This is a genomic window from Micromonospora sp. NPDC057141, from assembly GCF_042670805.1.
Taxonomy (GTDB): Bacteria; Actinomycetota; Actinomycetes; order Mycobacteriales; family Micromonosporaceae; genus Micromonospora.
On record NZ_JBHUVA010000083.1, the window covers coordinates 1 to 26,516 of the forward strand.

Consider the following 26,516-nt stretch of genomic DNA (forward strand, 5'->3'; position numbering starts at 1 on the left):
GAAGTAGCTCACCTGCGTGTAGACGCCCGGGTAGTTGGGGCGGGCGCAGCCGTTGCCCCAGCTGACGATGCCGACCTGGATCCAGGCGTTGCTGGCGTCGCGGCGGAACATCGGGCCACCCGAGTCGCCCTGGCAGGTGTCCGTGCCGCCGGCGGCGTACCCGGCGCAGATCTCCTCGGCCGGGATGATGTCGCCGCCGTAGTTGGCGTTGCAGACGGAGTCGCTGACGAACGGCACGGTGGCCTTGAGCAGGTAACGCTGCTGCGCGCCGCCCTCGCGTGCCGCGCCCCAGCCGGCGATGGTGAAGGTGCCGCTGTCGTACGCGCCGGTGGTCGCGATGGGCAGCGTGGCCAGGCTGGTGACCGGGGTGGCCAGGCGGATCAGCGCCCAGTCCTTGCCGGAGCCGTTGTAGCCCGGCGCGCGGTAGACGTAGTTGGACCGGACGGTGATCCGGCTGGCCGACTGGAGGTCGACCGTGCCGAGCGTGGCGGTGATGCTGGTGTTGGCGCCGGTGCGGCTGACGCAGTGCGCGGCGGTGAGGACCAGGGTGGGGCTGTAGAGCGAGCCGCCGCAGCCCATGGAGAGCCGCACCATGAAGGGGAATTCGCCCTGGGCGGCCGGGGTGCCGCCGACGACGTTCGGGGTGACCGTGGCGTCGCCCGCGGCGGCGGGGGCGGCGAGGGTGAGGCTGCCCGCGGTCACCGCGGCCAGCGCGGCGGCCAGCAGGCCGGTGAGAGTGCGCCAGCGAACCATGTGTTCCTCCGCATCATCGGCGGTGCGCCGGGGGTGACGCGCCGCGTTCGGATGACGGGAATCATATTGACACTCGTCGATTACAGATCATCCTCGCCGGATCATACGACGGTGTTATCGCCGCACTCAGCCGGCACCGAAGCAGACGAAGGCCGCCGCCGTGGCCAGGGCGGCGGCGTCGCCCGTGGCGACGAACGCGGCCTGGGCGTCGGCCAGGGCGCGCCCCGGCCGGGCACCCGCCCGCATCCTGCGGTGCAGGTCGAGCATGAGCGCGGTGGTGGGCTCGGCCGGCACCGGCAGCACGGTGGCCACCAGGCAGCGGGCGCCCCGGGCCAGCAGCACCGCCGTGAAACCCATGACCTCGTCGCCGGGGCGCACCCCGGACAGCCCCGAGTCGCATGCGGACAGCACGACGCAGCCCGGCGGCCGGGGCAGCCGCTCCAGCTCGTACGCGAGCAGGGGCCCGTCGGCCAGTTCGAGGCGGGAGAAGAGCGGGTTGTCGGCCCGGAACGTGCCGTGCGCGGCGATGTGGGCCAGCGCAGCACCGTCCAGCGCGGCGGTCAGCGCGCCGGCCGTGGCGTCCGCCCCGGTGAACACCCGCGCGCCGGGCAGCGCGGCGGCGAGCTGGCGTACCTCGGTCTGCGCGGCCGGCAGGCGCGGACCCGCCGCCAGCACCGGCGGCCCGCCCGGCGCGTCCCGGTGGTCCGCGACCAGCCAGGCAGTGGCCGAGGGGGCGACGGTGACCGGCCGGCCGGCGCAGCTGGGCAGCCCCGACCACGGCACCGCGTGCAGGGCCCCGATCGGGACGACGACCAGGGGACGGTCGCCCAGGTGCCGGCGCAGCGGATCGAACAGCTGCCGGTCCAGCGCCGCCGCCGCGTGCGCCACGCCCGCCCGCACGCCGACCGAGTCGCCGGTGGTGACCAGCCGGCGCAGGCCGAACCGGAGCAGCCGGGCCCGGTTCGCCGCCTCGGCGAGCGGGCCGAGGTCGTGCAGTGTCGCCCGGCCGTCGCGCACCAGCACCGCCCGCAGCCGGTCGCCGTGCGCCACCAGCTCGACCAGCACGCGCGGGCCGAGCCGCCCGGCGAGCGTCGACACGCCGGGCGGAGACGCCACGGCCCCACCGCCAGGTGCCCGGCGGGACAGGTCGCGGATGTGCTGCTCCAGCCGGGCCTGCCGGCCCCGCAGCGCGTGCGCCGGCCGGCCGGCCAGCAGGTCGTCCTCCAGCAGGCTGCTGACCAGCCGCAGCTCGGTGAGCGCGGCGAACAGGTCCGGGTCGGCCGGCGGCAGCGCCGCCCGGGTGCGTACCGCGCTGGCCCGCCACCGCTCCGCCCAGGCCAGCACCCGCGCCGGGGCGCCCGAGCGGACGGCGATGTCGAGGCCTTCGGCGGCCAACTCCTGCCCGTACGCCCCGCTGTGCGCCCGCAGCTCGGTGGCGCCGAGCGAGGCCCGGTGGCTGTCCAGCACGGCCAGCCCGCGCCGCAGCGCCCGGGCCGCCGCCCGGTCGTCCCCGGCGAGGCGGTGCGACAGCGCCAGGGCATACCACCCCTGGGCCCGGCCGGGCGCGGTGCCCCGCCGCCGGGCGCGGGCCGCCGCGTCCAGCAGGCCCGCCGCCCGGTCGGGGCGGCCCAGCGCGGCGGCCAGCCGGCCGGCGTCGATCCGGGTGGTCAGCGCCGGGCCGGGCCAGCCGGTCGCGTCGAGCTGACCGGCGGTACGCACCAACGCCGTCAGCAGGGCCGCCGAGCAGGTGCCCCGGCGGAACTCGGCGCGCAGCTCGACGTGCCGGGCGAAGGCGGCCCAGGTGCGGCGGCCCTGGCGGCGGAACCGGGCCCGCGCCTGGGCCGCCGTGCCGGTGGCGGTGTCCAGGTCACCGGCGAGCAGCGCGGCCCGGGCCCGGGCCAGCAGCGCCTCGGCGAGGTCGGAGGCCATGCCCCGGCGGTTCAACTCCCGCACGGCCACGGCGGCGACCTCGACCGCCTCGTCCACCAGCGGCACCGACAGCAGCAGCTCGAAGCGGTCCAGCAGCAACGCCGGCCGGGGCACGGCGAGGCGCCGGTATTCCTGTTCGACCTCGGCGAAGCAGCGCAGCGCCCCCACCGTGTCGCCACGCTGGCCGGCCGCGATGCCCAGGTTCCAGCGGGCGTCGGCGGCGGCGAGGTCCAGCCCGAGCCCCTCGAAGATGGCCGCCGACCGGGCGAGGTCGCCGTCGCGGCCCCGCGCGCCCCGGTGGGCGTTGAGCAGGCCACGGTTGTTGCGGGCCCTCGCCTCCAGCAGCCGGTCACCCTCGCGCTGGGCGATCTCGACGGCGAGGGAGTAGTCGCGCACCGCCTCGTCGTAGCGGCCGCGGTAGTGCAGCACCACGCCCCGCTGCAACCGGGCGTGCCCGGCGTCGGCGCCGGCGAGCTGCGGCAGGGCGGCGGTCACGGCCCGCAGGGCCGCGGCGGTGCGGCCGGCGTTGGCCAGCACGTAGCCGAGGCTCATCCGGGCCAACGCCCGCGCCCGGGGCGTGGTGGCGGCCCGTTCCGCCCGGCGCAGGTGCCGCAACGCCCCGGGCAGGTCGTTGAGCTCCCGCAGGGCCAGGCCGATCGCCCGTTCGGCGGTGGAGCGCTCGTCACCGGCGACGGCTCGGCCGGCGGCGAGCACCCGCTGCGCGATCGCGATCGCCTCGCGGGGATAGCGTTGCACGGCGTCGAGCGCGGACTGGGCCGCGCCGGCGGAACCGGCGCTGTCGGCCATGCCAGACAGCGTTCCCGATGAACCCGTCCATCGTCAATCCGAGGCCGGACAGTGGAAATTGCCGGCATTGGACCACCCATTCCTCCAATTGACTTTCAACTATGCTTTGGAAGAATCGACAGTGCCCCGACGTGCTGTCGCACCGGGACACCGCCGACCGCGCACGTCGCGACCGCCTGGAGGACCGGTGCTTCCTGACCGCCCCCGCACGCCACCGCACGCCGGTCGACTGTCCCGGCGAGGGCTGCTCACTCTGACCGCGTGCGCCACGGCGCTGCCCGTCGTTGGCGGGCTGCGGCCGGCCGCCGCGGCGGCCGAGGGCGCGGACGACGACGCCTACCAGAAGGCCTTCGCCACCGCCCTGGCCGCCGACCCCGACGTGCGGCGGTACACCGCGCCAGGCCGGGAGTTCCTCTACCGCCCCCGGCAGGTGCTCGCCGCCAATGCCGACGCCCAGCGGGTCTTCTCCTGGCTGCGCTCACGCGGCCACCAGGTGTCCATCGGGGCCGGCTTCGCCGGCGTCACCCGGCTGTTGTTCGCCAAGGAGACCGACGTGCCGGCGGTGGTGACGGCGCTGCGCGACCCGAGGCAGTGGCCCGGCCAGAACGTCCCCGTGGTGCAGCCCCACCACGTGCTGCTGGGCCTGGGCAACATCATGGGCAGCCCGGGCAGTCCGCCCCGGGCCGCGGCCGCGCTGCCGCCGCCGGACCCGACCCGGCTCGGCGAGGGGGCCGGGGTCACCGTCGGAGTCTGCGACACCGGGATCTGGCAGCAGGCCGGTGCCTGGCACCCCCAGTGGCTCGGCGGCAGCTACCTGCCGGAGCCCGACGACGTGGACGCGCTGTACGTCTCCGGCACCACGCTGGCCCCGCAGGGTGGGCACGGCACCTTCGTCGCCGGGGTCGTCCGGCAGGCCGCGCCCGGGGTCCGGGTGGACCCCGAGCAGGCGTTGAACCCCACCGGCGTCGGCGACGAGGCGATGCTGGTGGCGGCCATGGCCCGCCTCGGGCCCCAGGTGTCCGTGATCAACCTGTCCCTCGGCGGCTTCACCCAGGACGACGTGGCCCCGCTGCCGCTGGTCAACGCCGTGGCCGCCCTGCCGGCACAGACCGCCGTGGTGGCCGCCGCCGGCAACGCCGGTAGCAGCCGCCCCGCCTGGCCGGCCGCCCTGGAGCGGGTGCTGGCCGTGGCCGCCGTGCGCCGCGACGGCGGGGTCTTCGTGCCGGCGCCCTACAGCGGCTTCGGCCCGTGGGTCGACGCCTGCGCCCTCGGCGAGCGCGACAGCACGTACGTCGAGGGTCAACTGCCGCTCCCGGGGCTGCCGACCCAGGTGTTCCACGGCTTCGCCACGTGGGCCGGCAGCTCGTTCGCCACGGGCCACGTGTCGGGTAGGCTCGCCGCGATGATGACCGCCGGTGGCCTGAGCGCCGACGCGGCGCGGACCGCGCTGCTGGCGAACCCCCGCTGGCATCCCGACTACGGGGTGCTCGTCGCATGAGCCGCGCGACGGGCCACGGGGAGGCACGGTGAGCGATGCGACGGCGACCCGCCTGGTGGCGGCGGCCTCCGGCGGCGACGAGGCGGCGTGGACCGAGCTGGTGCGCCGCTACACGCCGTTGGTGGTGGCGGTGATCCGGGCCCACGGGATGAGCCGCGCCGACGCCGCCGACGTCAACCAGACCGTGTGGCTGCGCCTGGTGGAGCGGCTCGACCAGCTGCGCGACCCGCAGGCGCTGGCCGCCTGGCTGGCCACCACGACCCGACGCGAGTGCTACCGGCTGTCCCGCCTCGACCGCCGCACGCGGCCCGTCGACCCGTACGACGACGCGCTCGACGCCCGGCACGGGTCGCTGGTGGACACGGCGACGCCCGACGAGGAGCTGCTGCGGGCCGAACGGCGGCAGGCGCTGCGGGAGGGCTTCGCGCAGCTCCCGCCCCGCTGCCAGGAGCTGCTGGCCCTGCTGACGGCCGACCCGCCGGTCAGCTACCGGGAGACCGGCGAACGGTTGGGCATGCCGGTGGGTAGCATCGGCCCGACCCAGGCGCGCTGCATACGCAAGCTACGCAACTGCCCGGCGCTCGCCCCGTTCCTCGGGGTGCGCCGGGGCCTCGAGACGAGCGGGGGTGAACGCGATGGCGCCGTGGCCGCCGGCCGATGACGACGCTCTGACCGTGGAGCTGGGCGCCGCGCTGTGGGACACCGGGCCGGTCCCGGAGGAGTTCCTGACCGCGGCGCGGGCGGCGTTCGCCTGGCGGACGGTCGACGCCGAGCTGGCGGTCGCCGAGCTGATGTTCGACTCGGCGTGCGACGCCGAGCCCGCCGGCCTGACCCGCTCGGGCGGCTCCACGCGCACGTTGTCGTTCCGCAGTGGGCAGGTGGTGCTGGAGATCGAGGTGACCGACGCGGGCATCGTCGGCCAGCTCTCCCCGCCCCGGGGCGGCCGGGTCACCGCCCGCACGGCCACCGGCCCCTACGACGAGTCGCCGGTCGACGAGGTGGGTTTCTTCTCGCTGGGCGCTCCCCCGTCGGGCCCGGTCCGGCTGTCCGCCCGCGCCGACGGGTACGCCGTCGCCACCGACTGGGTCAGCCTGGGCTGACGCGGCCTTCCCGGCTGGACCTGAGCTGGTCGAGGCCGACCGGCTCGCGGCGGAGGCCCGCCGGCCGGCGCCCGAGGACGCCGGCCGGCGGGATCGCAGCTCAGCGCAGGCCGGACTCGATGGCCTCGATGATCCGGGGCCGCAGCTCGGCCGCGCGGATGACGGCGTCGACGGAGCCGACCTCGACCGCGCGCTGGATGTTGTGCACCCGGTCGAACTCGGCGGCGACCTCGCCGAGCTTCTCCGCCCGCACCGACGAGCGCAGCTCGTCCAGCTCGGCGGTGAGGGCGGCCCGCCCGGTGCCGGAGGCCGCCGCGACCCGGGCCTCCAGGTCCCGCACCCGCAGGTCGGCGGCGGTACGGGCGTTGACGTCGCCGGAGAAGACCACGGCGGCGGCGGGGGCGCCACCGAGCACCGAGGCGAACGAGCCCTCCAGCGCGAGCACGGTCATGTTCGGGTTCAGCGCCTTCGAGAAGACCACGAACGCGCCGCCGTGGTAGCGGGAGATCACGCAGAACACGATCGGTCCCCGGAAGTTCACGATCGCCCGCCCGATCTCGGCGCCGTACTCGAGCTGGAGCTTGCGCATCGACTCCGGCGAGCCGTCGAAGCCGGACAGGTTCGCCAGCACGACGAGGGGCCGGTTGCCGCTGGCCGCGTTGATCGCCCGCGCGGCCTTCTTCGACGAGCGCGGGAACAGCGTGCCCGCCGTGTAGGTGTCCGGGCCGTCGGTGGGCGGGAAGCCGCGCCGGGGCACCGACTGCGACTCGATGCCGAGCAGGCACACCGGCAGGCCGCCGAGGTGCACGTCCTGCACCACCGCGGTCTCCGCGTCGGCCATGCCGGCCCAGCGCTCCAGCACCGGATGGTCCTGGTCGGCCAGGGCCCGCATCACGCTGCGAATGTCGAACGGCTTCTTGCGGTCCGGGTTGGCCGTGGCGGAGAAGATCTCGCCGACGGTGGTGAAGTCGCTGCCCGCCATGGTGTGCGGGAAGTCGGAGACGTCGCGGTCGACGGGGTCGGTGGTGATCGCCCGGCGCGGCGCGGACTCGCCGGGGGCGACGTACGTGTGATCGTAGTGCGCCATCAGCACGTCCCGTGCGGCGGTCAGGTTCGGCGCCCAGTATTGCGCCTGCCCGTTCGGGCCCATCACCCGGTCGTAGCCGCCGATGCCGAAGTTGTCCTCCGCCGAGACGCCGCCGGAGAAGTCGAGCGACTGCTTTCCGGTGAGCACCATCGCCGAGTCCGGCGTCATCACCAGGACGCCCTTGGTGTGCATGAGCATCGTCGCCTCGGCGTTCCAGTATGGCTGGGCGCCGACGTTGATGCCCGCGACCACGATGTTGATCTCGCCGCCGTCCTGGGTGAACTCGACGATCCGCTTGAGCGCCGCGGCCACCCAGTCCATGTTCTCCGTGCCGGACTCCATGGAGATCCGCGCGCCGGAGGACAGCGCGTACCACTCCAGCGGCACCCGCATCGACTCGGCCAGGTCCAGCGCGGCGATCACGCGCCGACACTCCGGCTCCGACAGCGCGCCGAGCGACTTCGTGGGGTCGCCGAGCAGCACGACCCGGGTGACGCCCTCCGGGTAGCGCGTCGTGCGGGTGGTGACCACGCCGGCGACGAGCGCCGCCCGGTTGCGGCCCCGGGGCCGGTCGACCGGCACCAGCGCGTGCCGCTCGTCGAGGTCGTGTTCGACGAACTCGCCGAGCAGGCCCGTCAGCTCGTACGGGTAGACCGTGTTACGGCTGGCGGCCCGCAGCACCTTCTGCCGGTAGTCGTCGAGGGGCTCGACCGGCTCGTCCGACGGCTCGCCGACGGTCAGCTCGGCCGCGCCGGTGGCGTCGAACGAGACCCGCACGGCGATCTTGGTCAGCTCGTCGGTGTCCCTGTCGCGCTGCCGCGCGATGAACAGAATCTCCTCCAGCCCGGCGCCGGCGGTCGTCGGGAGCACCCGCCCGGCGATCGTCTCCAGCTCCGCGCGGGTGATGTCGCTCGGCGGCCAGACGTAGACCACGATCCGGTTGGTGTTGACCCGCCTGTTCGACGGCCGCCGCGACTGCGCGCGCCGGATCGAGTCGAGGCAGGTGGCGACGGTGTCCTCGGCCGTCGGCAGCGCCACCAGCCGGCCGTCGTGCTCGCGCAGCTCGGTCAGGTCGCGCACCTGGGCGAACGCGACGAGGCGATCGTCGGACGGGTTCTCCCGCGCCACGCACCGGAAGAGGTAGACCTCCTCGTCCGACGACGGCAACCGGGTCAGGTCGAACTTGCGCAGCCGCTCCAGCTGCATCCGCTGCGCGATGTACGGGTGCAGGAAGCGGACCAGCCGCTCCTCGGCCATCCCCGCGGTCGACGGGCGGAACGTGAAGTGATGGTGCATCACCGTGCCGCTGCGGCCCGCGACGGTGGCGGTGATCCGGCGGACCTGGATGGGCAGCGGGTAGGCGCCGATGACCTCGTGCAGCGCCGCCGCCATCGCGTCGGAGTCCGCCGGCTGCCGCTCCCAGGCGAGGTAGATGTCGGCGTCGACGGCGTCCTCGCCGCCGGCCAGCTCCGCCAGCCCGCGCAGCGCGTCGCCCAGCGCCTCGAACCGCACCGCGGCGGAGACCACCCGCGAGTCGGCCCGCTCGGCGACGACGAAGGTGCAGCCGGCGACCTCGCTGGTGTGTACGCCGGTGAGGCCCTTGTTGCCGTAGTAGCGGCGGGTCAGCACCTCCAGCATGACCCCGTTGTCGAGGTGGTCGCGGACGAGCCGCTGGCCGAGCAGCCGCACCAGGGGCTCGGTGCTGCGTACCATCTCGGCGACGCGCTCGGCGCGGTCCGGCGCGTCGGGGTGGGCGTCGAGGTGACGCAGGTGCCGGCGCACGGCGGCGTAGACGCGGGCGCGGTTGCGGCGCAGCAGCGGCTGGCCCAGCCAGGCGAACACCACGCCGCGCGCGAGGTCGGCGACCACAGGGAAACGGACCTGCGTCGCGGCCACCAGCCGCTCCAGCGCCAGACCGGCGGGCTCGCGCAGCACGTCGTCCGGCGGCGGCTCCCGCAGCCACTCGCGCAGCAGCGTCGCGACGACCGTGGCGTCGGCGGAGGCGCGCTGCTGGGCGAGGAAGATCCGGAACACCGCGGCCTCGAGCGCGGGCGTGCGCTCCAGCTCGGTGACGCCGTAATGCCCGAGGGCCTTGGCGAGCTTGGCCTGGAACGTCTCCGGCAGCCCGGCCCGCTCGACGTCGAGGCACTGCAGGTAGGTGTGGAAGTATTCGCGGGCGCTGAACACATGGCCGTCGCCGTCCTCGCCGGCCGGCCGGTTGCGGCTGAGCTCGGCGAGGTCGGCGAACACGTCGACGAGCCCGAACTCCTCGGCCAGCGGCCGGTAGCCGTCCTCGGTGGCGGCCCGGCGCGCGACCAGGTAGTCGTCGAGCACCCGGCGGTCGTCGTGCGGGTCGACGTCGAAGCCCAGCAGCAGGCTGCGCAGGTCCTCCTGGCCGCGCGTGGCGCGCTCGCGCGCCGGAATCCGCGCGGGGGCGGCGGGCAGATCCAGCTCGACGGCCGCGCCGGACGAGGTGTCCTCGGCCTCGGCGTCGTCGGCGAGCGGCTCCAGCCGCAGCAGCGGCGCGCCGGTCTCCACCTGGCTGCCGACGGACACGGTGCACTCCTTGAGCCGCGCCCGGAACGGCGCCCGCAGCACCGTCTCCATCTTCATGCTCTCCAGCACGAGCACCGGCGCGCCCGCCTCGACCTCCGCGCCGACCTCCAGCGGCGTGGCGACGACCAGCGCGGGCGCGGGCGACCGGACGACGCCGCCCTCGTCGCGGCTGACCCGGTGCGTCACCCCGTCGACCTCGACCAGGTGCACCGGCCCGTGGGTGCCGGTGAGCAGGCGGTAGCGGGCACCGTTGACGGCGATCTGCCCGGTGTGCCGGTCGAAGCGGTCGAGCTCGACGTCGGCGGTGCGCACGCCGTCGCCGGCCTCGATGCCGACGCGGAACCGGTGCGCGCCGACGCGCGCCACCCGGACCCGGTAGCCGACGCCGCGCAGCTTCAGGTCCAGCGGCCGGCCGCTGGCGTGCTGCACCTGCGGGCGCCCGCCGAACGCCGTCGACAGCAGCCGCTGCCGCTCGGCGCGCTCCTCCTCCTCGTACGCCTCGATGGCGGCGGCGGCCAGCGCGACGGCGGAGTGCCGGTGCGTCACGAGCCGGCCCTCGCCCCGGACGCGGTCGATCCAGCCGGTGTCGGCGCTGGCGTCGATCACCTCGGGCTGGTCGAGCAGGTCGAGCACGAAGCTCTTGTTCGTCGCGCCGCCCTCGATGATCACCGTGGTCTCCGCCATGGCGCGGCGCAGCCGGCCGAGCGCCTCGTGGCGGTCGCGGCCGTACGCGATGATCTTGGCGATCATGGAGTCGAAGTCGGCGGGGATGGTGTCGCCGGCGCTGACGCCGGTGTCCACCCGGATGCCGGGCCCGGCGGGCAGGTCGAGCCGCGCGATGCGGCCCGGGGACGGGGCGAAGTCGCGGTCCGGGTCCTCGGCGTTGAGCCGGGCCTCGACGGCGTGCCCGCGCTCGGCCGGCGGCCCGCCGTCGAGCCGGCCGCCGGAGGCCACGTGCAGCTGCGCCTTGACCAGGTCGAACCCGCAGGTCACCTCGGTGATCGGGTGCTCGACCTGCAACCGGGTGTTGACCTCCAGGAACGCGAACAGCCGGTCGCCGGGGTGGTAGAGGAACTCGACGGTGGCGGCGCCCCGGTAGCCGACCGCGACGGCGAGCCGCTCGGCCGACGCCTTCAGCTCGGCGGCCTGCGCGGGGCTGAGCACCGGCGAGGCCGACTCCTCGATGACCTTCTGGTTGCGCCGCTGCACGGAGCAGTCGCGCACGCCCAGCGCCCACGCGGTGGCGCCGTCGGCGATCACCTGGACCTCGACGTGCCGCGCGCCGGTGACGAGGCGCTCCAGGAACACGACGCCGCTGCCGAACGCGCGCGCCGCCTCCTGGCTGGTGCGCTCGTAGGCGTCGGCCAGCTCGGCGGAGCTGGTGACCACGCGGATGCCACGCCCGCCGCCGCCCGCAGTGGCCTTGAGCATCAGCGGGTAGCCGATCCGCTCCGCGGCGGCCAGGGCGTCGTCGAGGGTCTCGACCGGGCCGCGGCTCCACGGCGCGACCGGCACGCCGACCTCCTCGGCGATCAGCTTCGCGCCGATCTTGTCGCCGAGCTTGCGCATGGCCTCGGCGCTCGGCCCGACGAAGGTGACGCCGACCCGCTCGCACAGCTCCGCGAACGCCGGGTCCTCCGCGACGAAGCCCCAGCCGACCCACGCGGCGTCGGCCCCGGTCTCTACCAGCGCGCGCTCCAGGGCCTTCAGGTCGAGGTACGGCCGCGCCGAGGCGGGACCGAGGTCGTACGACAGGTCGGCCTCGCGGACGAAGGTTGCCGCGCGGTCGACGTCGGTGTGCAGGGCGACGGTCTCGATCCGCGTCCCGGTCTCGGCGGCCAGGTCCCGGACGGCGTGGATGAGCCGCATCGCGGCCTCTCCACGGTTGACGATGGCGACACGACTGAACACCGACCCAGCCCTCCTGTAGACCGACGACGGGCGCACGCGACACTGCGACCCCGGCAGTCTTACCTTTCCGTGTACCCGACGGCTGCGCCATGTCGCAGACAGCGCAGGCTGTGCGGCCGACGTTGTAGGAAACCACCAAAGACCGTTGGCCGCACACGCCTAACCAGGGCACTCGCCGACCGTGCCGGCGGGCGACGACCACGGCCACGGGACGTCCCGGAAGGCCGCCTCGACGAGCAACGCCTCGACGGCGCGCAGGAACGCCTCGGCCCGCTCCGGCGGCAGGTAGCAGGTGTCCACGGTGACGGACAGCTCGACCGCCCCGGGGGCGTCGACGACCTGGAGGCGGCAGCGCCAACTGAATCTGTCCAGCTCCTCCACCCAGCGGAACGAGCTGCGGGCCGCCGCCGCCCGCAGCGTCGTCTCGTCGGGGCCGGCCGGTTCGGCGCCGGCGTCGTGCGGCAGCCGGATGTCGTTGAGGTAGCAGAACGGGGCCAGGGCCGTGTGGTGGTCGACGCCCCGCGCGGCGAACGCGCGTTCCAGCTCCCTCGGGTCGTAGTAGGCGTGCCGGTAGGCGTCCAGCGACGCCGTGCGGGCCCGGGCGAGCAACTCGGCGAAGGCGGGCCGGTCGGCCAGGTCGATCCGGCAGAGCCCGATCTGGTTGAGCTTGCTGATCGCCCCGTCGTACTCGGGCTGGAAGCGGTTGTTCACCATCGTGAACACGCCGCACACGTCCCCGCCGCCGTCGGCAGTGAGCACGGCGGCCGTGGCCGCGAGCAGGACCGTGGCGTTGCTGACCCCGTGCCGGGCGGCGACGAGCCGGGCCGCGTGGTGCACGGCCGCCGAGACCAGCGAACCCCGGCGGTAGCGGGGGGTCAGCCCCGGGCCGACCGGCTCGAACAGGCCCACCGTGAGGCCGGGGAACTGCCGCGTCCAGTACGCCACCGCCCGGTCACCGCGGCGGCGTCCGCCGTCGCCCTCCCGCTCGGCGATGTCGAGCGACTGCGGGCCGGGCGGCAGGGGCACCGACCCGCGCAGCAGGAGCATCCGCAGGTCGCGCAGCACCGTCTCGGTGGCGTGGAAGTCCACGGTGGAGTGGCTGAAGACCAGCACGACCTGGCGTACCCGATCGTCCACCGTGACCAGCCCGGCCCGCAGCGGCCACTCGGCGGCGTGATCGAAGCGGGGGTCGCCCAGCCGCGCGGCCAGCGCCGAGGCGGCGGCCCGGCCGTCGGGGTCCGCCGCGGCGGACGCCACCGGGTGCACCAGCACGGGCAGCCGGCCCGACCCGGCAGCCGACTGGTACAGCTCCCCGTCGACGCAGCGCACGCGGGTGCGCAGCGACTCGTGCCGCCGCACCAGGGCCGTGACGGCCCGCACGGCCCGCGCCACGTCGACGTCGGCGCGCCGGGACACGGCCAGGATGCGGCGCAGGTTGAGCACGCTGTGCCGGGGCGACTCGAACACCTCGACGGCCCGCCACATCGCCCGCTGGCCCCAGGTGAGCGGGCCGGTCGCGGCCCGGCCGCCGGTGAACTCCGCGTACGCCAGCTCCTCGCCGGCGGCGACCGGGAGCACGGCGGGCGGCGGCACCGGCGGCGGCACCGGCGGCGGTGCCGCCGGGGCGGGCGGCGGCCAGGGCACCTCGGCGAACGCGGCCTCCACCACCAACTCCTCCAACTCGCGCAGGAACACCTCGACCGTGTCGAGGGCGACGTGCCGGGTGTCGGCGCTCAGGGTGATCCCCACCCCGCCCGGGGAGTCGACCACGTGGGTCAGCAGGTGCCAGGACGCCCGGCTCAGCCCGGCCGCCCAGGAGAAGCGGCTGTCGGTCATCGCGGCCCGCAGCTCGCCCCGGGTCGCCGCCGGCGCGGCGGCCGGACCGCCGACGGGCAGCCGGACGTCGTGGAAATAGTAGTGCGGCAGGAATGCCGAGTCGTAGTCGTGGCCGGTTGCGGCGAATGCCGCGCGCAGCGCGGCCGGGTCGTAATAGGCGTGCCGCAGGCCGTTCAGCGACGCCCGCCAGACGCGGGACAGCACCTCCGGGAATGCGGGCCGGTCGGCCAGGTCCAGCACACAGAATCCGATCTGGCCGAGGTTGGCCACCGCATTCGCGTAGCCGGCCGGGAACCGGTTGTGCGCCATCGGGAAGACGCCGCAGCGCTCCCGGCCGGACCGGGCGGCGGCCAGGGTACTCACGCCGGCGAGCAGCACCGCCGAGGTGCTGACCCGGTGTCGGGCGGCGATCATCCGGGACGCCACGTCGACGGCCGAGGAGACCAGCACGCCCCGGCGCAGCCGGGGGGTCAGCCCGGGGCCGCCGCCCGGCAACGGCTCGGCCGGCAGCCGGTCGAATTCCCGCAGCCAGTAGGCCACCGTCCGCGCGGAGCGGCGCCCGTCGGCGGTGTGCTGGAGCCGGGCCACGTCCGCCGGCTGGTGGCCGGGCGGGGTGTCGAGGCGCCCGCGCAGCAGGAGCAGCCGCAGGTCCCGCAGCACCACCTCGGCGGCGTGGGCGTCCACCGGCTCACCGTCGATCACGAATACCCGGGTGCGCAGCGAGGCGTGCCGGCCGACCAGCGCGCCGAGCGCCCGGGCGGCACGGTCGAGGTCCACACCGGCGCGGGCCGAGACCGGCACGGTGCGGCGCAGGCTGAGGAAGCGGTGGTGGGAGCCGTACCGGGCGTCCGCCCGCCACGTCACCTGCTGGGCCCAGGTCAGCGGGGCCGGCGGGGAGCCGACGCCACGGAAGGGCGCGGGCAGCAGGGTCTCGGACGCCCACTGCGCGGGCACGACGGCATCGGCGAATCGCATTCCCGACCGTACGACGGGCGGTAGGACGCCGGGTCGGTCGATCGGATTTTCCACAGTGGACCGATCAGACGACGCGATGCTCCGTTTGCACCATGCAGACTACGTGCTCCTGACCGACACCGGCGTGTGAGAAGGCTTCCGCGTGACCAATGTTGACGCACCGACGCGGGCCACGCACTCCCCGCCGAAAACGACGTTCCACCGTTCTGCGGAGAAACCATCGCTGTCATTCGGCCAGGAGCGGATCTGGTTCACCGAACAGCTGGCCCCCGGCACCGCCGCGTACCTCGTCTGGTCGACGACCCGGCTGCGCGGCCCCCTGGCGGTCGACCTGCTACGCGCGGCCCTCGACGGCGCCGCCGTCCGGCACGACAGCCTGCGCATGCGGTTCGCCGAGAACGCCGACGGCGAACCCGTCGTGGAGGTGCTGCCCGAGGTGCGGGTGCCGGTCACCGTCACCGACGCGCCGTTGCTGGCCGCCGCCCGCGAGCTGGTCAACGCCTCCGTGCGCACCCCGTTCGACCTCGGCGCCGCGCCCCTGCTGCGGGCGCTGGTGATCCGCCTCGCCGACGACGACCACGTCCTGCACCTGGCCATGCACCACATCGTCAGCGACGGCTGGTCGCTGGACCTGCTGCTCGGCGAGGTGGCTGCCGGCTACGCCGCGCTGCGCGACGGCGGGGCGCCACCGCCGGCCCCCACCACGGGGTACGTCGACTTCGCCGCCTGGCAGCGCGACCGCCTCGACGGGCCGGCGAGCGGGGACGGGTTCGCGTACTGGACCGGCGCGCTGGCCGGGGTGCCGCCGCTGGAGCTGCCCACCGACCGGCCCCGCCCGGCTGTGCAGTCGTACGCGGGCGGCACACACCGGTTCACCGTCGACGCCGCGCTGACCGACGGGCTGCGCCGGCTGGGCCGCGCGCACCGGGCCACCCTCTACATGACCCTGCTCACCGGGCTGCAGGCGGTGCTGTTCCGCTACAGCGGCCAGCGGGACTTCGCCATCGGTTCGCCCGTCGCCGGCCGGGTGGTGCCGGAGCTGGAGAACCTGATCGGCCTGTTCGTCAACACCCTCGCGCTGCGCGCCGACCTCTCCCCGACCGGCGCGGGTGCCGACTCCCCCGCCGCCGAGCCGAGCTTCGCGGCCCTGCTGCGGCGCACCCGCGGCACCGTCGTCCGCGCCCTGGCCCACCAGGAGATCCCCTTCGAACGGCTGGTGCGGGAGCTGAACGTGCCCCGCGACGTCAGCCGCTCCCCGGTGTTCCAGGTGCTGTTCACGCTGCAGAACTACGCCCGCAGTGGCGGGCGGTGGCCGGCGGGCCTGAGCGGCGAGAGCCTCGGCGCGGACGCCGCCACGGCCCGCTTCGACCTGTCGCTGTACGTCAGCGAGACCGCCGACGGGCTGCGCGGCATGTTCGTCTACAACAGCGACCTGTTCGACGCCGACACGGTCGCCCGGCTGGCCGCGAGCCTCGACGCCCTGCTGCGCGCGGCGGTCGCCCGGCCGGACCTGCCGGTGGTCGACCTGGACCTGCTCGACGGCGCCGAGCGGGACCGGGTGCTGGCGCTGGCCCGGCCCGACGGCGGCGACCCGGCGTCCGGCGGTGGGCCCGGGGTCACCGGGGCGGCGGCCACCCTGGCCGACCTGGTCGCCCCGCACGCCGCCGCGACCCCCGACGTGCCGGCCGTGGTGTGCGGTGCCGACGCGGTGACCTACCGGGAGCTGGACCGCCGGGCCAACCGGCTGGCGCACTGGCTGCGCGGGCGCGGGGTCGGCCCCGACGTCCTGGTCGGGGTGCTGCTGGAGCAGTCGGTGGAGCTGGCCGTGACGCTGCTGGGGGTGCTACGGGCCGGCGGGGCGTACCTGCCGCTGGACCCGGAGCAGCCGCCGGCCCGGCTGGGCCTGATGCTCGCCGACGCCCGGCCCGCCGTGGTGCTGACCAGCGCCGAGCTGCGCGACCGGCTCCCGGCGGAGCCGCCTGCCACGCCCGGGACCGGCCCGGACGCCCCCGGCCCGGGCATCGGGGTGGCCTGCCTGGAACAGATCGCCACCGACGTCGCCGCCCGGCCCGACACGCCGCCGGAGACCGGCGGCGGCGACCTGGCGTACGTCATCTACACCTCCGGCTCCACCGGCACCCCGAAGGGGGTGGCCGTCGCGCACCGGCAGGTGCTGCGCTACCTCGACGGGGTCGCCGACCGGTTCGCCGTCGTCCCGGCCGCCCGCTACGCGCTGCTGCAGTCGATGTCGTTCGACTTCGCCGTCACCGTCTTCTACCTGGCCCTGGCCACGGGCGGGACGGTGCACCTGGTGCAGCGCCGGTGCACCGGGGCCGAGCTGGCCGAGCAGCTACGCGCGCACCGCATCGACTACCTGAAGATCACCCCGTCACACCTGGCTGCGCTGGCCGCCGACGCCGAGCCGGGCGAGCTGCTGCCCGCCCGCGCACTGATCCTCGGCGGCGAGGCGTCCGCCCTGGAGCGGATCGCGCCGCTCGCCGCCACCGGCACGGCCCGGGTGTTCAACCACTACGGCCCCACCGAGGCCACCGTCGGCGTCGCCACGTACGAGGTGACCGCCGACAGATCCGCCTGCGGACCGGTGCCGACCGGTCGGCCGCTGCCGCACGCCCGGATGTACCTGCTCGACGAGCGGATGCAGCCGGTGCCGGTGGGGGTGCCCGGCGAGCTGTACCTGGGCGGGGACCGCCTCGCCCGCGGCTACCTCCACCGGCCCGGCCTGACCGCCGAGCGATTCGTGCCCGACCCGTACGGGCCGCCGGGGGCGCGCCTGTACCGCACCGGGGACCTGGGCCGGTGGCGCGCCGACGGGCAGCTGGTGTTCCTGGGCCGCCGCGACCACCAGGTGAAGATCCGCGGCTACCGGGTGGAGCTCGGCGAGGTCGAGGCCGCCCTGCGCGACTGCCCCGGCGTGCACCAGGCGGCGGTGCTGCTGCGCGACGACCGGCTCGTCGCCTACCTGGAGCCGACGACCGGAGCCGACGCGCCGCAGCCGGCGCGGCTGCGCCGCGCCCTGGCCGACCGGCTGCCCGAGCACATGGTGCCCGGCCGGTGGGTGCTGCTGGACCGGCTGCCGTTGCAGGAGCACGGCAAGGTCGACCGGCGGGCGCTGCCCGAGCCGACCGACGACGTTCCCGCCGGTGAGCGGGTGCCGCCGGCCGGGCCGGTGGAGACGCTGGTCGCCGGGATCTGGCAGGCCGTGCTCGGGGTGGCCGAGGTCGGCGCGACCGACGACTTCTTCGACCTCGGCGGGCACTCGCTGCTGGCCACGCGGGTGGTGGCCCGGCTGCGCCGCGAGCTGCCCGCCGTCGCCGGCGGCGCCACGGGCACGGTCAGCGTGATGGACCTGTTCCGGCACCGGACCGTCCGTGAGCTGGCCGCCCTGGCCGCCGGTGGCGGCACCGGGCCGGGCGGGCTGCTGCACGAGCTGACCCCGCCGGTGGCGGCCGCCGAACACGTCGCCACGCTCGTCTGCGTCCCGTACGGCGGCGGCAGCGCCGTGGTCTACCAGCCGCTGGCCGACGCGCTGCCCGCCGGCTACCGGCTGCTGTCGGTGGCCATGCCGGGCCACGACGTCGGCCTCGCCGACGACCCCGCACCGATCGAACAGGTCGCCGCCGGGGTCGCCGGGGAGATCCTGGCCCGGGTGCCGGGCCCGCTGATCCTGTACGGGCACTGCGGCCCCGGCGGCGCCCTCGCCGTGGAGGTGGCCCGGCTGCTGGAGGCGCAGGGGCGCGACCTCGACGCCGTGTACCTCGGCGCGGTCTTCCCGTTCGGCCGTCCCGCCGGTGGGCTGCTCGGGCCGCTGCTGCGGCTGCGCCTGGCCGAGCGGATCCGCAGCGACCGGATCTACCGGACCTGGTTGCAGGCGCAGGGCACCTCGGTCGGCTCGCTCGCCCCCGAGGAGGCGGCGTTCCTGATCCGGGCGATGCGCCACGACGCCAGGGTCTCCGAGGAGTACTTCACCGAGCTGATGCACCGGCGGGTCACCCCGCTGCGGGCGCCGCTGATCTCCGTGGTCGGCGAACGGGACCGCAGCACCGACTACCACGCCGAGCGGTTCCGGGAGTGGCACTTCCTCAGCGACCGCACCGCCCTCGCGGTCGTCGACGAGGCCGGGCACTACTTCCTGAAGTACCGGGCCGCCGAGCTGGCCGAGATCGTCACGACCGTCCACCGACAGGTCGACGCGCCGGCCCCGCCCGCGCCACCGGCCACCGCGCCACCGCCGGCCGCTGCGTCGCGAGCTGACTCGCGAGCCGGGGGCGAGGCCGACGCGCCCGCCGCACCGTCCGGGGTCGAGCCCGCATGGCAGCTCGCCGGGATCTCCCGCCAGCCGGCCGGCCCGCCCGAGGCACCGCATGCGTCGGGGCCGGCGGCCGGCGCGGCGCGGGCCCCGGAGCCGGACATGCGCCGGTTCGGCCTGGTCGCCGCCGGTCAGGTGGTCTCCGGCATGGGCACCGCACTGACCAACTTCGCGATCCCCCTGTGGATCTACCTGGAGACGGGGTCGCTGGCCCGGTTCGCCCTGTTCGCCGTGCTCGGCCTGCTGCCCGGCCTGCTGGTCGCGCCGCTGGCCGGTGCAGTCATCGACCGGACCAGCCGGCGGCGGGTGCTGCTGGCCGCCGGCCTCGCCGCCGGGGGCACGAACGCGGTGCTGGCCGCCCTGGTGCTGGCCGACCGGGCGCAGGTATGGCACTTCTACCCGCTCGTCGCCTGGCTGTCGGTGGCGCTGGCGTTCCAACGCCTGGCGTTCGTCTCGGCGGTGCCGCAGCTGGTGCCGAAGCGTTTCCTCGGACACGCCAACGGCGTCACCCAGACCGCTATGGGACTGACCCAGTTCACCGTCCCCCTGGTCGCGGTGGCCCTGCTCGACGCGGTGGGGCTGCGCGGCATCCTGCTCATCGACGTGGCGTCGTACGGGTTCGCGATCGGGGTCCTGGGGCTCGTCCGGTTCCCCCACACCCTGGCGTTGCAACGCCGGGAGGGCATCGGCGAGGAGATGGTCGCCGGCCTGCGGTACGCGCTGCGCCGCCGCGAGTTCCGGGCCATGCTGACGTTCTTCGCCGCGCTGAACCTGTTCCTGTTCCCCGCGCTGTACCTGCTCTCCCCGCTGGTGCTCGGCTTCGCCGACCTGGCGCAGGTGGCGCGGATCGCGCTGACCGGCGGCGTCGGCGCGGCCGTCGGCGGCCTGGTGATGCTGGTCTGGGGCGGCCCGAGCCGCCGCCGGATGCGGGCGGTGCTGCTGGGCACCCTCGGCATCGCGGTGGCCGCCGTGCTGACCGGACTACGGCCGGACCCGCTGGTGGTCGGCGCGGGCGCGTTCGGCATGTACCTGGCGCTCGGCATCGTCAACGGCGTCTACCACACGATCATCCAGACGAAGGTCCCGCCGCGCTTCCACGGCCGGGTGTTCGCGCTCAACCAGATGATCGCCTGGTCGACCATGCCGCTGGGCTGGGGGCTCGTCGCCCCGTTCGCCGCGCGGGTCGCCGAGCCGCTGCTGCTGCCCGGCGGCGCGCTGGCCGGCACCGTCGGCGCGGTCATCGGCGTCGGCCCTGGCCGGGGCCACGGCCTGCTGTACGTCGTGTTCGGGGCGTGCATCGCGCTGACCGCCCTCGTCGCGCTGGCCACGCCGGTGCTGGCCAGGTTCGACGACGAGGTGCCCGACGCGCCGCCGGACGACCTGATCGGCATCGCCGAACGCGAGGCCCGCCGTGCCGGCCACCCGGCCCGCGCCACCGCCGACGCGGGGCAACTCCCGGGTACCCCGGGCGAGCCACGGTGACCGCGGCGACGACCGCCCCGCCGCCCGCCCGGACCGTGCCGGAGCTGCTGGCCTGGCGCACCGCCCTGCACCCCGACCGGGTCGCCGTCGAGGTGGCCGGGGGGCAGGCGCTGACCTTCGCGGACTGGTCGGCCGGCGCGGCGGCCGGTGCCGCCGGGCTGCGCGGTCGCGGGGTGCGCCCCGGCGACCGGGTGGGGCTGGTGTTCGGCGCCCGCGACTGGACCGGCTTCGCGGTCGCGTACTGCGCGGTACTGCGGGCCGGCGCGGTCGCGGTGCCGCTGTCGGACCGGCTCGCCGCCGGGCAGCTCGGCCACGCGCTGACCCACTGCGGGGCCACCGCCGTCGTGCACGGCGACGCCACGGCCGCCCCGCACGCCCCCGCCGGGCTGCCGGTCTGGCAGGCCGCCGATCTGGCCGCCGGGCCCGCCGACGGGGCCGGCCCACCGACGGTACGCCCCGGCGACCTCGCGCAGATCCTCTACACCTCCGGCACCACCGGCCGGCCGAAGGGCGTCGGGGCCAGCCACGCCAACCTGACCGTCGGCGCGCCGACCCACCCCCGCCGGCTGGCGCTGGCCCACTCCGAGCGGTTCCTGCACGCGTTCGCCATCGGCACCAACGCCGGACAGACGATGCTGTTCAACGCGCTGACGGCGAAGGCCGGCGCGCTCACCCTGCCCGCGTTCACGCCGGTCCGGTTCGCCCGGCTGGTCGAGGCCCCGGGCACGGGCACGCTGTTCGTCGTCCCGTCAATGGCCATCGAGCTGCTCGACTCGGGGGCGCTGCGGGGCCGGGGCCTGTCCGGCGTACACCTGATCGGGTCGACGGCGGCGGCGCTGCCGCCCGCGGTGGCGGCCCGGCTCGCCGCGGCCTTTCCCGAGGCCACGATCGTCAACTACTACACCTCCACCGAAGCGGCCCCGGCGCAGACCACGATGATCTACGATCCGGCGCGCCGGGACGCGGTCGGCCGCCCGGTCGGCGGGCAGTTGCGCATCGCCGACGCCGACGGCGACCCGCTGCCGCCCGGCGCCACCGGCGAGGTGTGGCTACGGGCGCCGTACCCCCGCGCCTACTACCGCGACGACGCCGCCAACCGGGCCACCTTCCGCGCCGGGTGGGTACGGATGGGCGACGTGGGGCGCATCGACGCCGACGGCTACCTCTACCTCACCGACCGGCACCAGGACGTCATCAAGTCCGGCGCGTTCAAGGTCTCCAGCCTGGAGGTCGAGGCGGCGCTGCACGAGCACCCCCTCGTCGCCGAGGCGGCCGTCGTCGGCGTGCCGCACCCGGTGCTCGGCTCGGCCGTCGCCGCCGCCGTGGTGGCCCGGCCGCAGGCCGACGCCGCCGGGTTGACCCTGCCGGCGCTGCGCGCCTTCCTCGCCGACCGGCTCGCCGACTACCAGTTGCCCGCCCGACTGCTGGTGCTGGCCGCGCTGCCCCGCAACGAGGGCGGCAAGGTGCCAAAGCGGCAGCTCACCGGCCTGTTCGACAACTGATCCACCCCGAGAAACGATCCATGGGAGAGCATGTGGGCACCGCCGAGGCGACATACGCGCAGCACGCCGTCTGGTTCACCGAGCAGGCCGGGGTCTCCGGCACGGCGTACCACATGGCACTCGGCGTCCGGTTCGCCGCCGACCTGGACCGCCGGGCCCTGGGCGAGGCGTGCGCGGCGGTCGCCGACCGGCACCCCGTGCTGGGCGCCCGGGTCGTCACCGACGCCGACGGCACGCCAGGGCTGGCCCCGGCCGACGGGCGGGCGTCGGTGACCTTCGGCGAGTGGACCGACGCCCGGGTCGCCGAGGAGCTGGCCCGCCCGCACGACCTGCGGGTCGGCCCGCTGGCCCGGTTCACGCTGCTGACCGGCGCCGACGGCCGGCACCTGCTGCTGGTCTGCGTACACCATCTCGCGTTCGACGGGATGTCGAAGGACGTGCTGGTCCGGGACCTGGCCGACGCGTACGGCGCCGCGCTGCCCGGCGCACCGGCGCAGGCCACGCCCCACCACGACGGGTACGCCGGGGACGCGGTGGCCGAGCGGGACCGCGTCGCCGTCGACCTGCCGGCGGCCCGCGAGTTCTGGGCGCGGCACCTGCCCGGAGCCGGTGACCTGGTCCTGCCCGGCCTGCGCCGGGTGCCCACCGGCGCGGAGCCGGGCGCCGTCGTGGACGTGGCGTTGCCCGCCGACCTGGTCGACGGCGTGGGCCGGGCCGCCGGCATCATCGGGGTGACCCGGTTCGAGCTGCTGCTCGCCGCCGTGCACGCCCTGCTCGACCGGTACGGCAACCGGGGCGTCCCGGTGGGCGTCACGCTCTCCACCCGCACGCGCGGGCAGGCCGACCGGGTCGGGTTGTTCGTCAACGAGCTGCCCGTCACCGCCGACGACTCCACCGCCGCCGGCTCGTTCGCCGAGCACGCCCGCGCCGTGCGGGCCCGGCTGCGCCAGGTGTACCGGTTCCGGCACGTGCCGCTGGCCCACGCCGTGTCGGGGCTGCGCCCCGCGCCCGCGCTCACGGCCGTGTCGGTCGGCTACCGCCGGCGCGGCGACGATCCCGCGTTCGCCGGGGTGGCCTCCGCCGTGGAGTGGACCCTGTTCGGCGGCGCAGCCCGCAACGCGCTGCACGTGCAGGTCGTGGACGGCCCCACCGGCATCGACGTCGGCCTCCAGCACAGCCCGGCCGCCATCGGCACCGACGCGGTCGCCCGCATCGGCGGCCACCTGCGCACGCTGCTCGCCGCCGTCGTCGCCGACCCGCAGCGGCCGGTGGCCGGCCTGCCGGTGCTGCCCGCCGACGAGCTGGACCGGGTCACCCGGGCCGGCACCGACACCGCGCGGGCGTACCCGGGCACGACCGTGCCCGAGCTGTTCGCCGCCCGGGTCGCCGCGGACCCCGACGCGGTGGCCGTCGTCGACGGCGACGTCACCCTCGGCTACGCCCAGCTCGACGCCGCCGCCGGACGGCTCGCAGGGCTGCTGCGCGGGCGGGGCATCGGCCCGGGCTCGCTGGTCGCGGTGGCGCTGGACCGGTCCTGGCGGACGGTGGTGACGATGCTGGCGGTGCTGCGCTGCCAGGCGGCGTACCTGCCCGTCGACCCCGGCCACCCGGCGGCGCGGCAGCGGCTCGTGCTCGCCGACGCCGACCCGGCGCTGGTGGTGACCACCGCCACGCCCACCGACCCGCCGCACGCCGGGTCCGCCGGCCCGGACGCCGGCCCGCCGATGCTCGCCCTCGACGAGGTCGACCTGCTCGCCGGCGGGCACCCTGGCGCGGACACCGACGCCCCGACGGCCGCGGACCTCGCGTACGTGCTCTACACCTCCGGCTCGACCGGCCGACCCAAGGGCGTCGCGGTCGGTCACGGCGCGCTGACCAACCTGCTGCTGGGCATGCGGGACCTGCTGGACGCCGGGCCCGCGCACCGCTGGCTGCACCTGACCTCGCCGTCGTTCGACATCTCCGGCGTGGAGGTGTTCCTGCCGCTGGTCACCGGCGGCCGGGTGGTCGTCGCCTCGGGGGTCAGCGCCCTCGACGGCGCCGCCGTGCTGCGGCTGGTCCGCGACGCCGGGGTGACCCACGCCCAGGCCACCCCGTCGGGCTGGCGGGTGCTGCTGGACGCGGGCCTCGGCGCGGGCGGCGCGGGCGGCGCGGGCGAGCCGCTGGTCGCGGTCGCCGGCGGGGAGGCTCTCCCGGTCGTCCTCGCCCGCGAGCTGCGGGCCCGTACGGCCCGGCTGGTCAACGGGTACGGCCCGACCGAGGCGACCATCTACGCCACCGTCGAGGACGTCCCCGCCGACCCGGACACGGTGACCATCGGCCGCCCGCTGCCGAACGTGCGGGCGTACGTGCTGGACGCCGCGCTGCGGCCGGTTCCCGTCGGCGTGCCCGGCGAGCTGTACCTGGCCGGGGCGGGGCTCGCCGACGGCTACCGGGGCCGCGACGACCTGACCGCCGAGCGGTTCGTGCCGGCGCCGTTCGGCGCGGCCGACGGCCGGCTGTACCGCACCGGGGACCGCTGCCGGTGGCTGCCGGACGGCCGGCTCGACTTCCTCGGCCGCTGCGACGACCAGGTGAAGGTCCGGGGGCACCGCCTCGAACTCGGCGAGGTCACCGCCCGCCTGCTGGAGCACCCGGCGGTGGCCGAGGCGACCGCGACGCTGCACCACGACGCCGACGGCGAGGCCCGCCTCGTCGCGTACGCCGTGCCCCGCGCCGGCGCGGTCGTCGACGCGGCGGACCTGCGGCGGCACCTGGCGCTCAGCCTCCCGGCGGCGGTCCTGCCCACCGACTGGGTGCTGCTGGACCGGCTGCCCGTCGACCCGAACGGCAAGGTCGACCGCGCCGCGCTGCCCGCACCGGCGCACCGGGACGCCCCCGAGGCGGTGCCGTCGACCGCGCCGGAGACCGACGCCGACCCGGTGGTGCAGGCACTGCGCGAGATCTGGCAGGACGTGCTGAAGATCCCCGACATCGGGGTGCACGAGGACCTGTTCGACCTGGGCGGGCACTCGCTGACCATCACCCGGATCAGCGGGCGGATCCAGCAGCGGCTCGGCGTCGAGGTGCCGCTCGACGCCTTCTTCGACACCCCCACGATCGCGGAGATCGCCGAGATCGTCCGACAGTCCCGAGAGGAACTCTGATGGGCACCACCGACCCGCGTACGCGGATCGCCGCACTGGTCAGCGAGGCCACCGGGGGCGAGGTGTCCGCCGCCGACGTGCTCGGCGGCGGCTCGCTGATCGCCCTGGGCGTCGACTCCCTCGGCCTGCTGCGCCTCGTCGACGCCCTCGAACTGGAGTACGACGTCGAGGTGGAGCTGACCGCACCCGGCCATCGGCTGGACACGGTCGACGACCTGGTGGCGATCGTCGCGCCGGGCTGACCGTCGGGTGGCGGTGGCGCCCCCCGGGCCGCGCCACCGCCACCGCGGACGGGCCTCACCGCAGCCGGCGGCGCCCGCTCAACCAATCCCGTGCGGGCCGCGTGTTGAGCGACCAGAGAACCCAGGCCAGCAGCCCCAGCCCGACGATCGTGATCGCGCCGAAGAGGCCGAGCGAGGCCGCGGCGAACAGCCCGGACAGCGCGTACGCCAGGTAGGCCGCCCATGGCCGGCGGGCCGACAGACTCCCCGCCACCAGCGCGCAGGCCGCCGCCATGGTGGCGAAGAACACCGCGGCGCCGAGCGAGCCGTCCTCGACCAGCAACCGGTGCACCGTTGCGAGAGCGAACAGCAGCGTCAGGACTGCGAAGACGAGCACGGTGACCCGCACGGGGCCGGGCATCGGCGGGGAACCCAGCGTGTCCCCGTATCCGCCCCCACGGAACGATCGAACGGCCATGGAACAACGATGACCGTCTACGTTTAAGTCGATTGAACACTGTCAGGAACACGACAGGCCGAGGCGGGGGCCTAAGCTTCCCGCCATGGCGAAGTACCTCGACGTGCACCCGGACAATCCGCAGCCCCGCACCATCGGCCAGGTGGCCGACCTGATCCGCCGGGACGGCTTGATCGCCTATCCCACGGACTCCTGCTTCGCCCTGGGCTGCCGGCTCGGCAACAAGGACGGCATGGACCGGATCCGGGAGATCCGCCACCTCGACAACGGCCACCACTTCACCCTGGTGTGCCGCGACTTCGCGCAGCTCGGCCAGTTCGTCCATCTCGGCAACGCCGTCTTCCGCGCCGTCAAGGCGGCGACCCCCGGCAGCTACACCTTCATCCTGCCCGCCACGAAGGAGGTGCCGCGCCGGCTGCTGCACCCGAAGAAGAGGACCGTCGGCGTCCGCATCCCCGCGCACACCGTCGCCCAGGCCCTGCTCACCGAGTTGGGCGAGCCACTGCTGTCGAGCACCCTGCTGCTGCCCGGCGACGACGAACCGATGACCCAGGGCTGGGAGATCAAGGAACGCCTCGACCACGTCATCGACGCCGTCGTCGACTCCGGCGACTGCGGCACCGAGCCCACCACCGTGGTGGACTTCTCCGACGGCGAACCCGAGATCGTCCGCGTCGGCGCCGGGGACCCGGCCCGCTTCGCCTGACGCCCGGGCCGGCACCGGCGTGGCGCGCTACGCGCTCTGCCCCGTGTGATCGCGGCAGTCCGCCCCACCCGGGCGGGTCCGCGAGCAGCTCGCCGGGACAGCATGGTCCTGGAAACGGTTCAGGGCCACCCCTCACGGGGTGGCCCTGAACGAAAGAATGTCCGGCGGTGTCCTACTCTCCCACACCCTCCCGAGTGCAGTA

Annotated in this window: 13 protein-coding genes; 8 read left to right on the forward strand and 5 right to left on the reverse strand. The window is 75.7% G+C overall.

Going from position 1 to position 26,516, the window contains the following annotated elements:
* Both ACFT41_RS27720 and ACFT41_RS27725 read right to left on the reverse strand, forming a co-directional pair.
* Nucleotides 1-753 (reverse strand): S1 family peptidase (locus tag ACFT41_RS27720; RefSeq protein ID WP_377614031.1); only part of this gene is annotated, 753 nt, incomplete at its 3' end.
* Between the two features lie 126 nt (nucleotides 754-879).
* Nucleotides 880-3,489, reverse strand: coding sequence for a CHAT domain-containing protein (locus ACFT41_RS27725; RefSeq protein ID WP_377590259.1), 2,610 nt, complete (start codon nucleotides 3,487-3,489; stop codon nucleotides 880-882).
* 187 nt (nucleotides 3,490-3,676) lie between these two features.
* On the opposite strand from ACFT41_RS27725, the gene ACFT41_RS27730 reads away from it, so the two are divergent.
* Genes ACFT41_RS27730 through ACFT41_RS27740 form a run of 3 tightly spaced genes read left to right on the forward strand, consistent with a single transcriptional unit; the run spans nucleotide 3,677 to nucleotide 6,087 of the window.
* Nucleotides 3,677-4,987, forward strand: coding sequence for a S8 family serine peptidase (locus tag ACFT41_RS27730; RefSeq protein ID WP_377590260.1), 1,311 nt, complete (start codon nucleotides 3,677-3,679; stop codon nucleotides 4,985-4,987).
* Between the two features lie 28 nt (nucleotides 4,988-5,015).
* Nucleotides 5,016-5,648: an RNA polymerase sigma factor gene (locus tag ACFT41_RS27735; RefSeq protein ID WP_377590262.1), complete on the forward strand. Its 633-nt coding sequence runs from the start codon at nucleotides 5,016-5,018 to the stop codon at nucleotides 5,646-5,648.
* A gap of 13 nt (nucleotides 5,649-5,661) precedes the next feature.
* A complete protein-coding gene (locus ACFT41_RS27740) occupies nucleotides 5,662-6,087 on the forward strand; it encodes a hypothetical protein (RefSeq protein ID WP_377590263.1) in 426 nt (141 codons plus the stop codon).
* A gap of 100 nt (nucleotides 6,088-6,187) precedes the next feature.
* Here the strand turns inward: ACFT41_RS27740 and ACFT41_RS27745 are convergent, their stop codons facing one another.
* Nucleotides 6,188-11,641: a carboxyl transferase domain-containing protein gene (locus ACFT41_RS27745; RefSeq protein ID WP_377588869.1), complete on the reverse strand. Its 5,454-nt coding sequence runs from the start codon at nucleotides 11,639-11,641 to the stop codon at nucleotides 6,188-6,190.
* 159 nt (nucleotides 11,642-11,800) lie between these two features.
* Entirely contained in the window at nucleotides 11,801-14,452 is a 2,652-nt protein-coding gene (locus ACFT41_RS27750; RefSeq protein WP_377588868.1) for a condensation domain-containing protein, read from the reverse strand.
* A 142-nt stretch (nucleotides 14,453-14,594) separates the two neighbouring features.
* Between ACFT41_RS27750 and ACFT41_RS27755 the strand changes: the two genes are divergently transcribed.
* From ACFT41_RS27755 to ACFT41_RS27770, 4 genes are read left to right on the forward strand one after another with little or no spacing between them, the layout of a single operon-like run.
* Complete coding sequence (locus ACFT41_RS27755) at nucleotides 14,595-20,261, forward strand: amino acid adenylation domain-containing protein (protein ID WP_377588867.1); 5,667 nt, start codon at nucleotides 14,595-14,597, stop codon at nucleotides 20,259-20,261.
* Nucleotides 20,258-21,763 carry an AMP-binding protein gene (locus tag ACFT41_RS27760; RefSeq protein ID WP_377588866.1) on the forward strand — a complete coding sequence of 502 codons (1,506 nt, stop codon included), beginning with the start codon at nucleotides 20,258-20,260 and terminating at the stop codon, nucleotides 21,761-21,763. The genes ACFT41_RS27755 and ACFT41_RS27760 overlap by 4 nt, the downstream gene beginning before the upstream one ends.
* Before the next feature lie 20 nt (nucleotides 21,764-21,783).
* Entirely contained in the window at nucleotides 21,784-24,909 is a 3,126-nt protein-coding gene (locus ACFT41_RS27765) for an amino acid adenylation domain-containing protein (protein WP_377588864.1), read from the forward strand.
* The gene (locus tag ACFT41_RS27770; RefSeq protein WP_377588863.1) at nucleotides 24,909-25,151 is read left to right on the forward strand and encodes an acyl carrier protein; all 243 of its coding nucleotides are present in this window, start codon (nucleotides 24,909-24,911) and stop codon (nucleotides 25,149-25,151) included. The genes ACFT41_RS27765 and ACFT41_RS27770 overlap by 1 nt, the downstream gene beginning before the upstream one ends.
* A gap of 55 nt (nucleotides 25,152-25,206) precedes the next feature.
* On the opposite strand, the gene ACFT41_RS27775 is transcribed toward ACFT41_RS27770, so the two are convergent.
* Nucleotides 25,207-25,608: a hypothetical protein gene (locus ACFT41_RS27775; RefSeq protein ID WP_377588862.1), complete on the reverse strand. Its 402-nt coding sequence runs from the start codon at nucleotides 25,606-25,608 to the stop codon at nucleotides 25,207-25,209.
* An 85-nt stretch (nucleotides 25,609-25,693) separates the two neighbouring features.
* On the opposite strand from ACFT41_RS27775, the gene ACFT41_RS27780 reads away from it, so the two are divergent.
* A complete protein-coding gene (locus ACFT41_RS27780) occupies nucleotides 25,694-26,314 on the forward strand; it encodes an L-threonylcarbamoyladenylate synthase (RefSeq protein WP_377588860.1) in 621 nt (206 codons plus the stop codon).
* Nucleotides 26,315-26,516 lie beyond the last annotated feature (202 nt).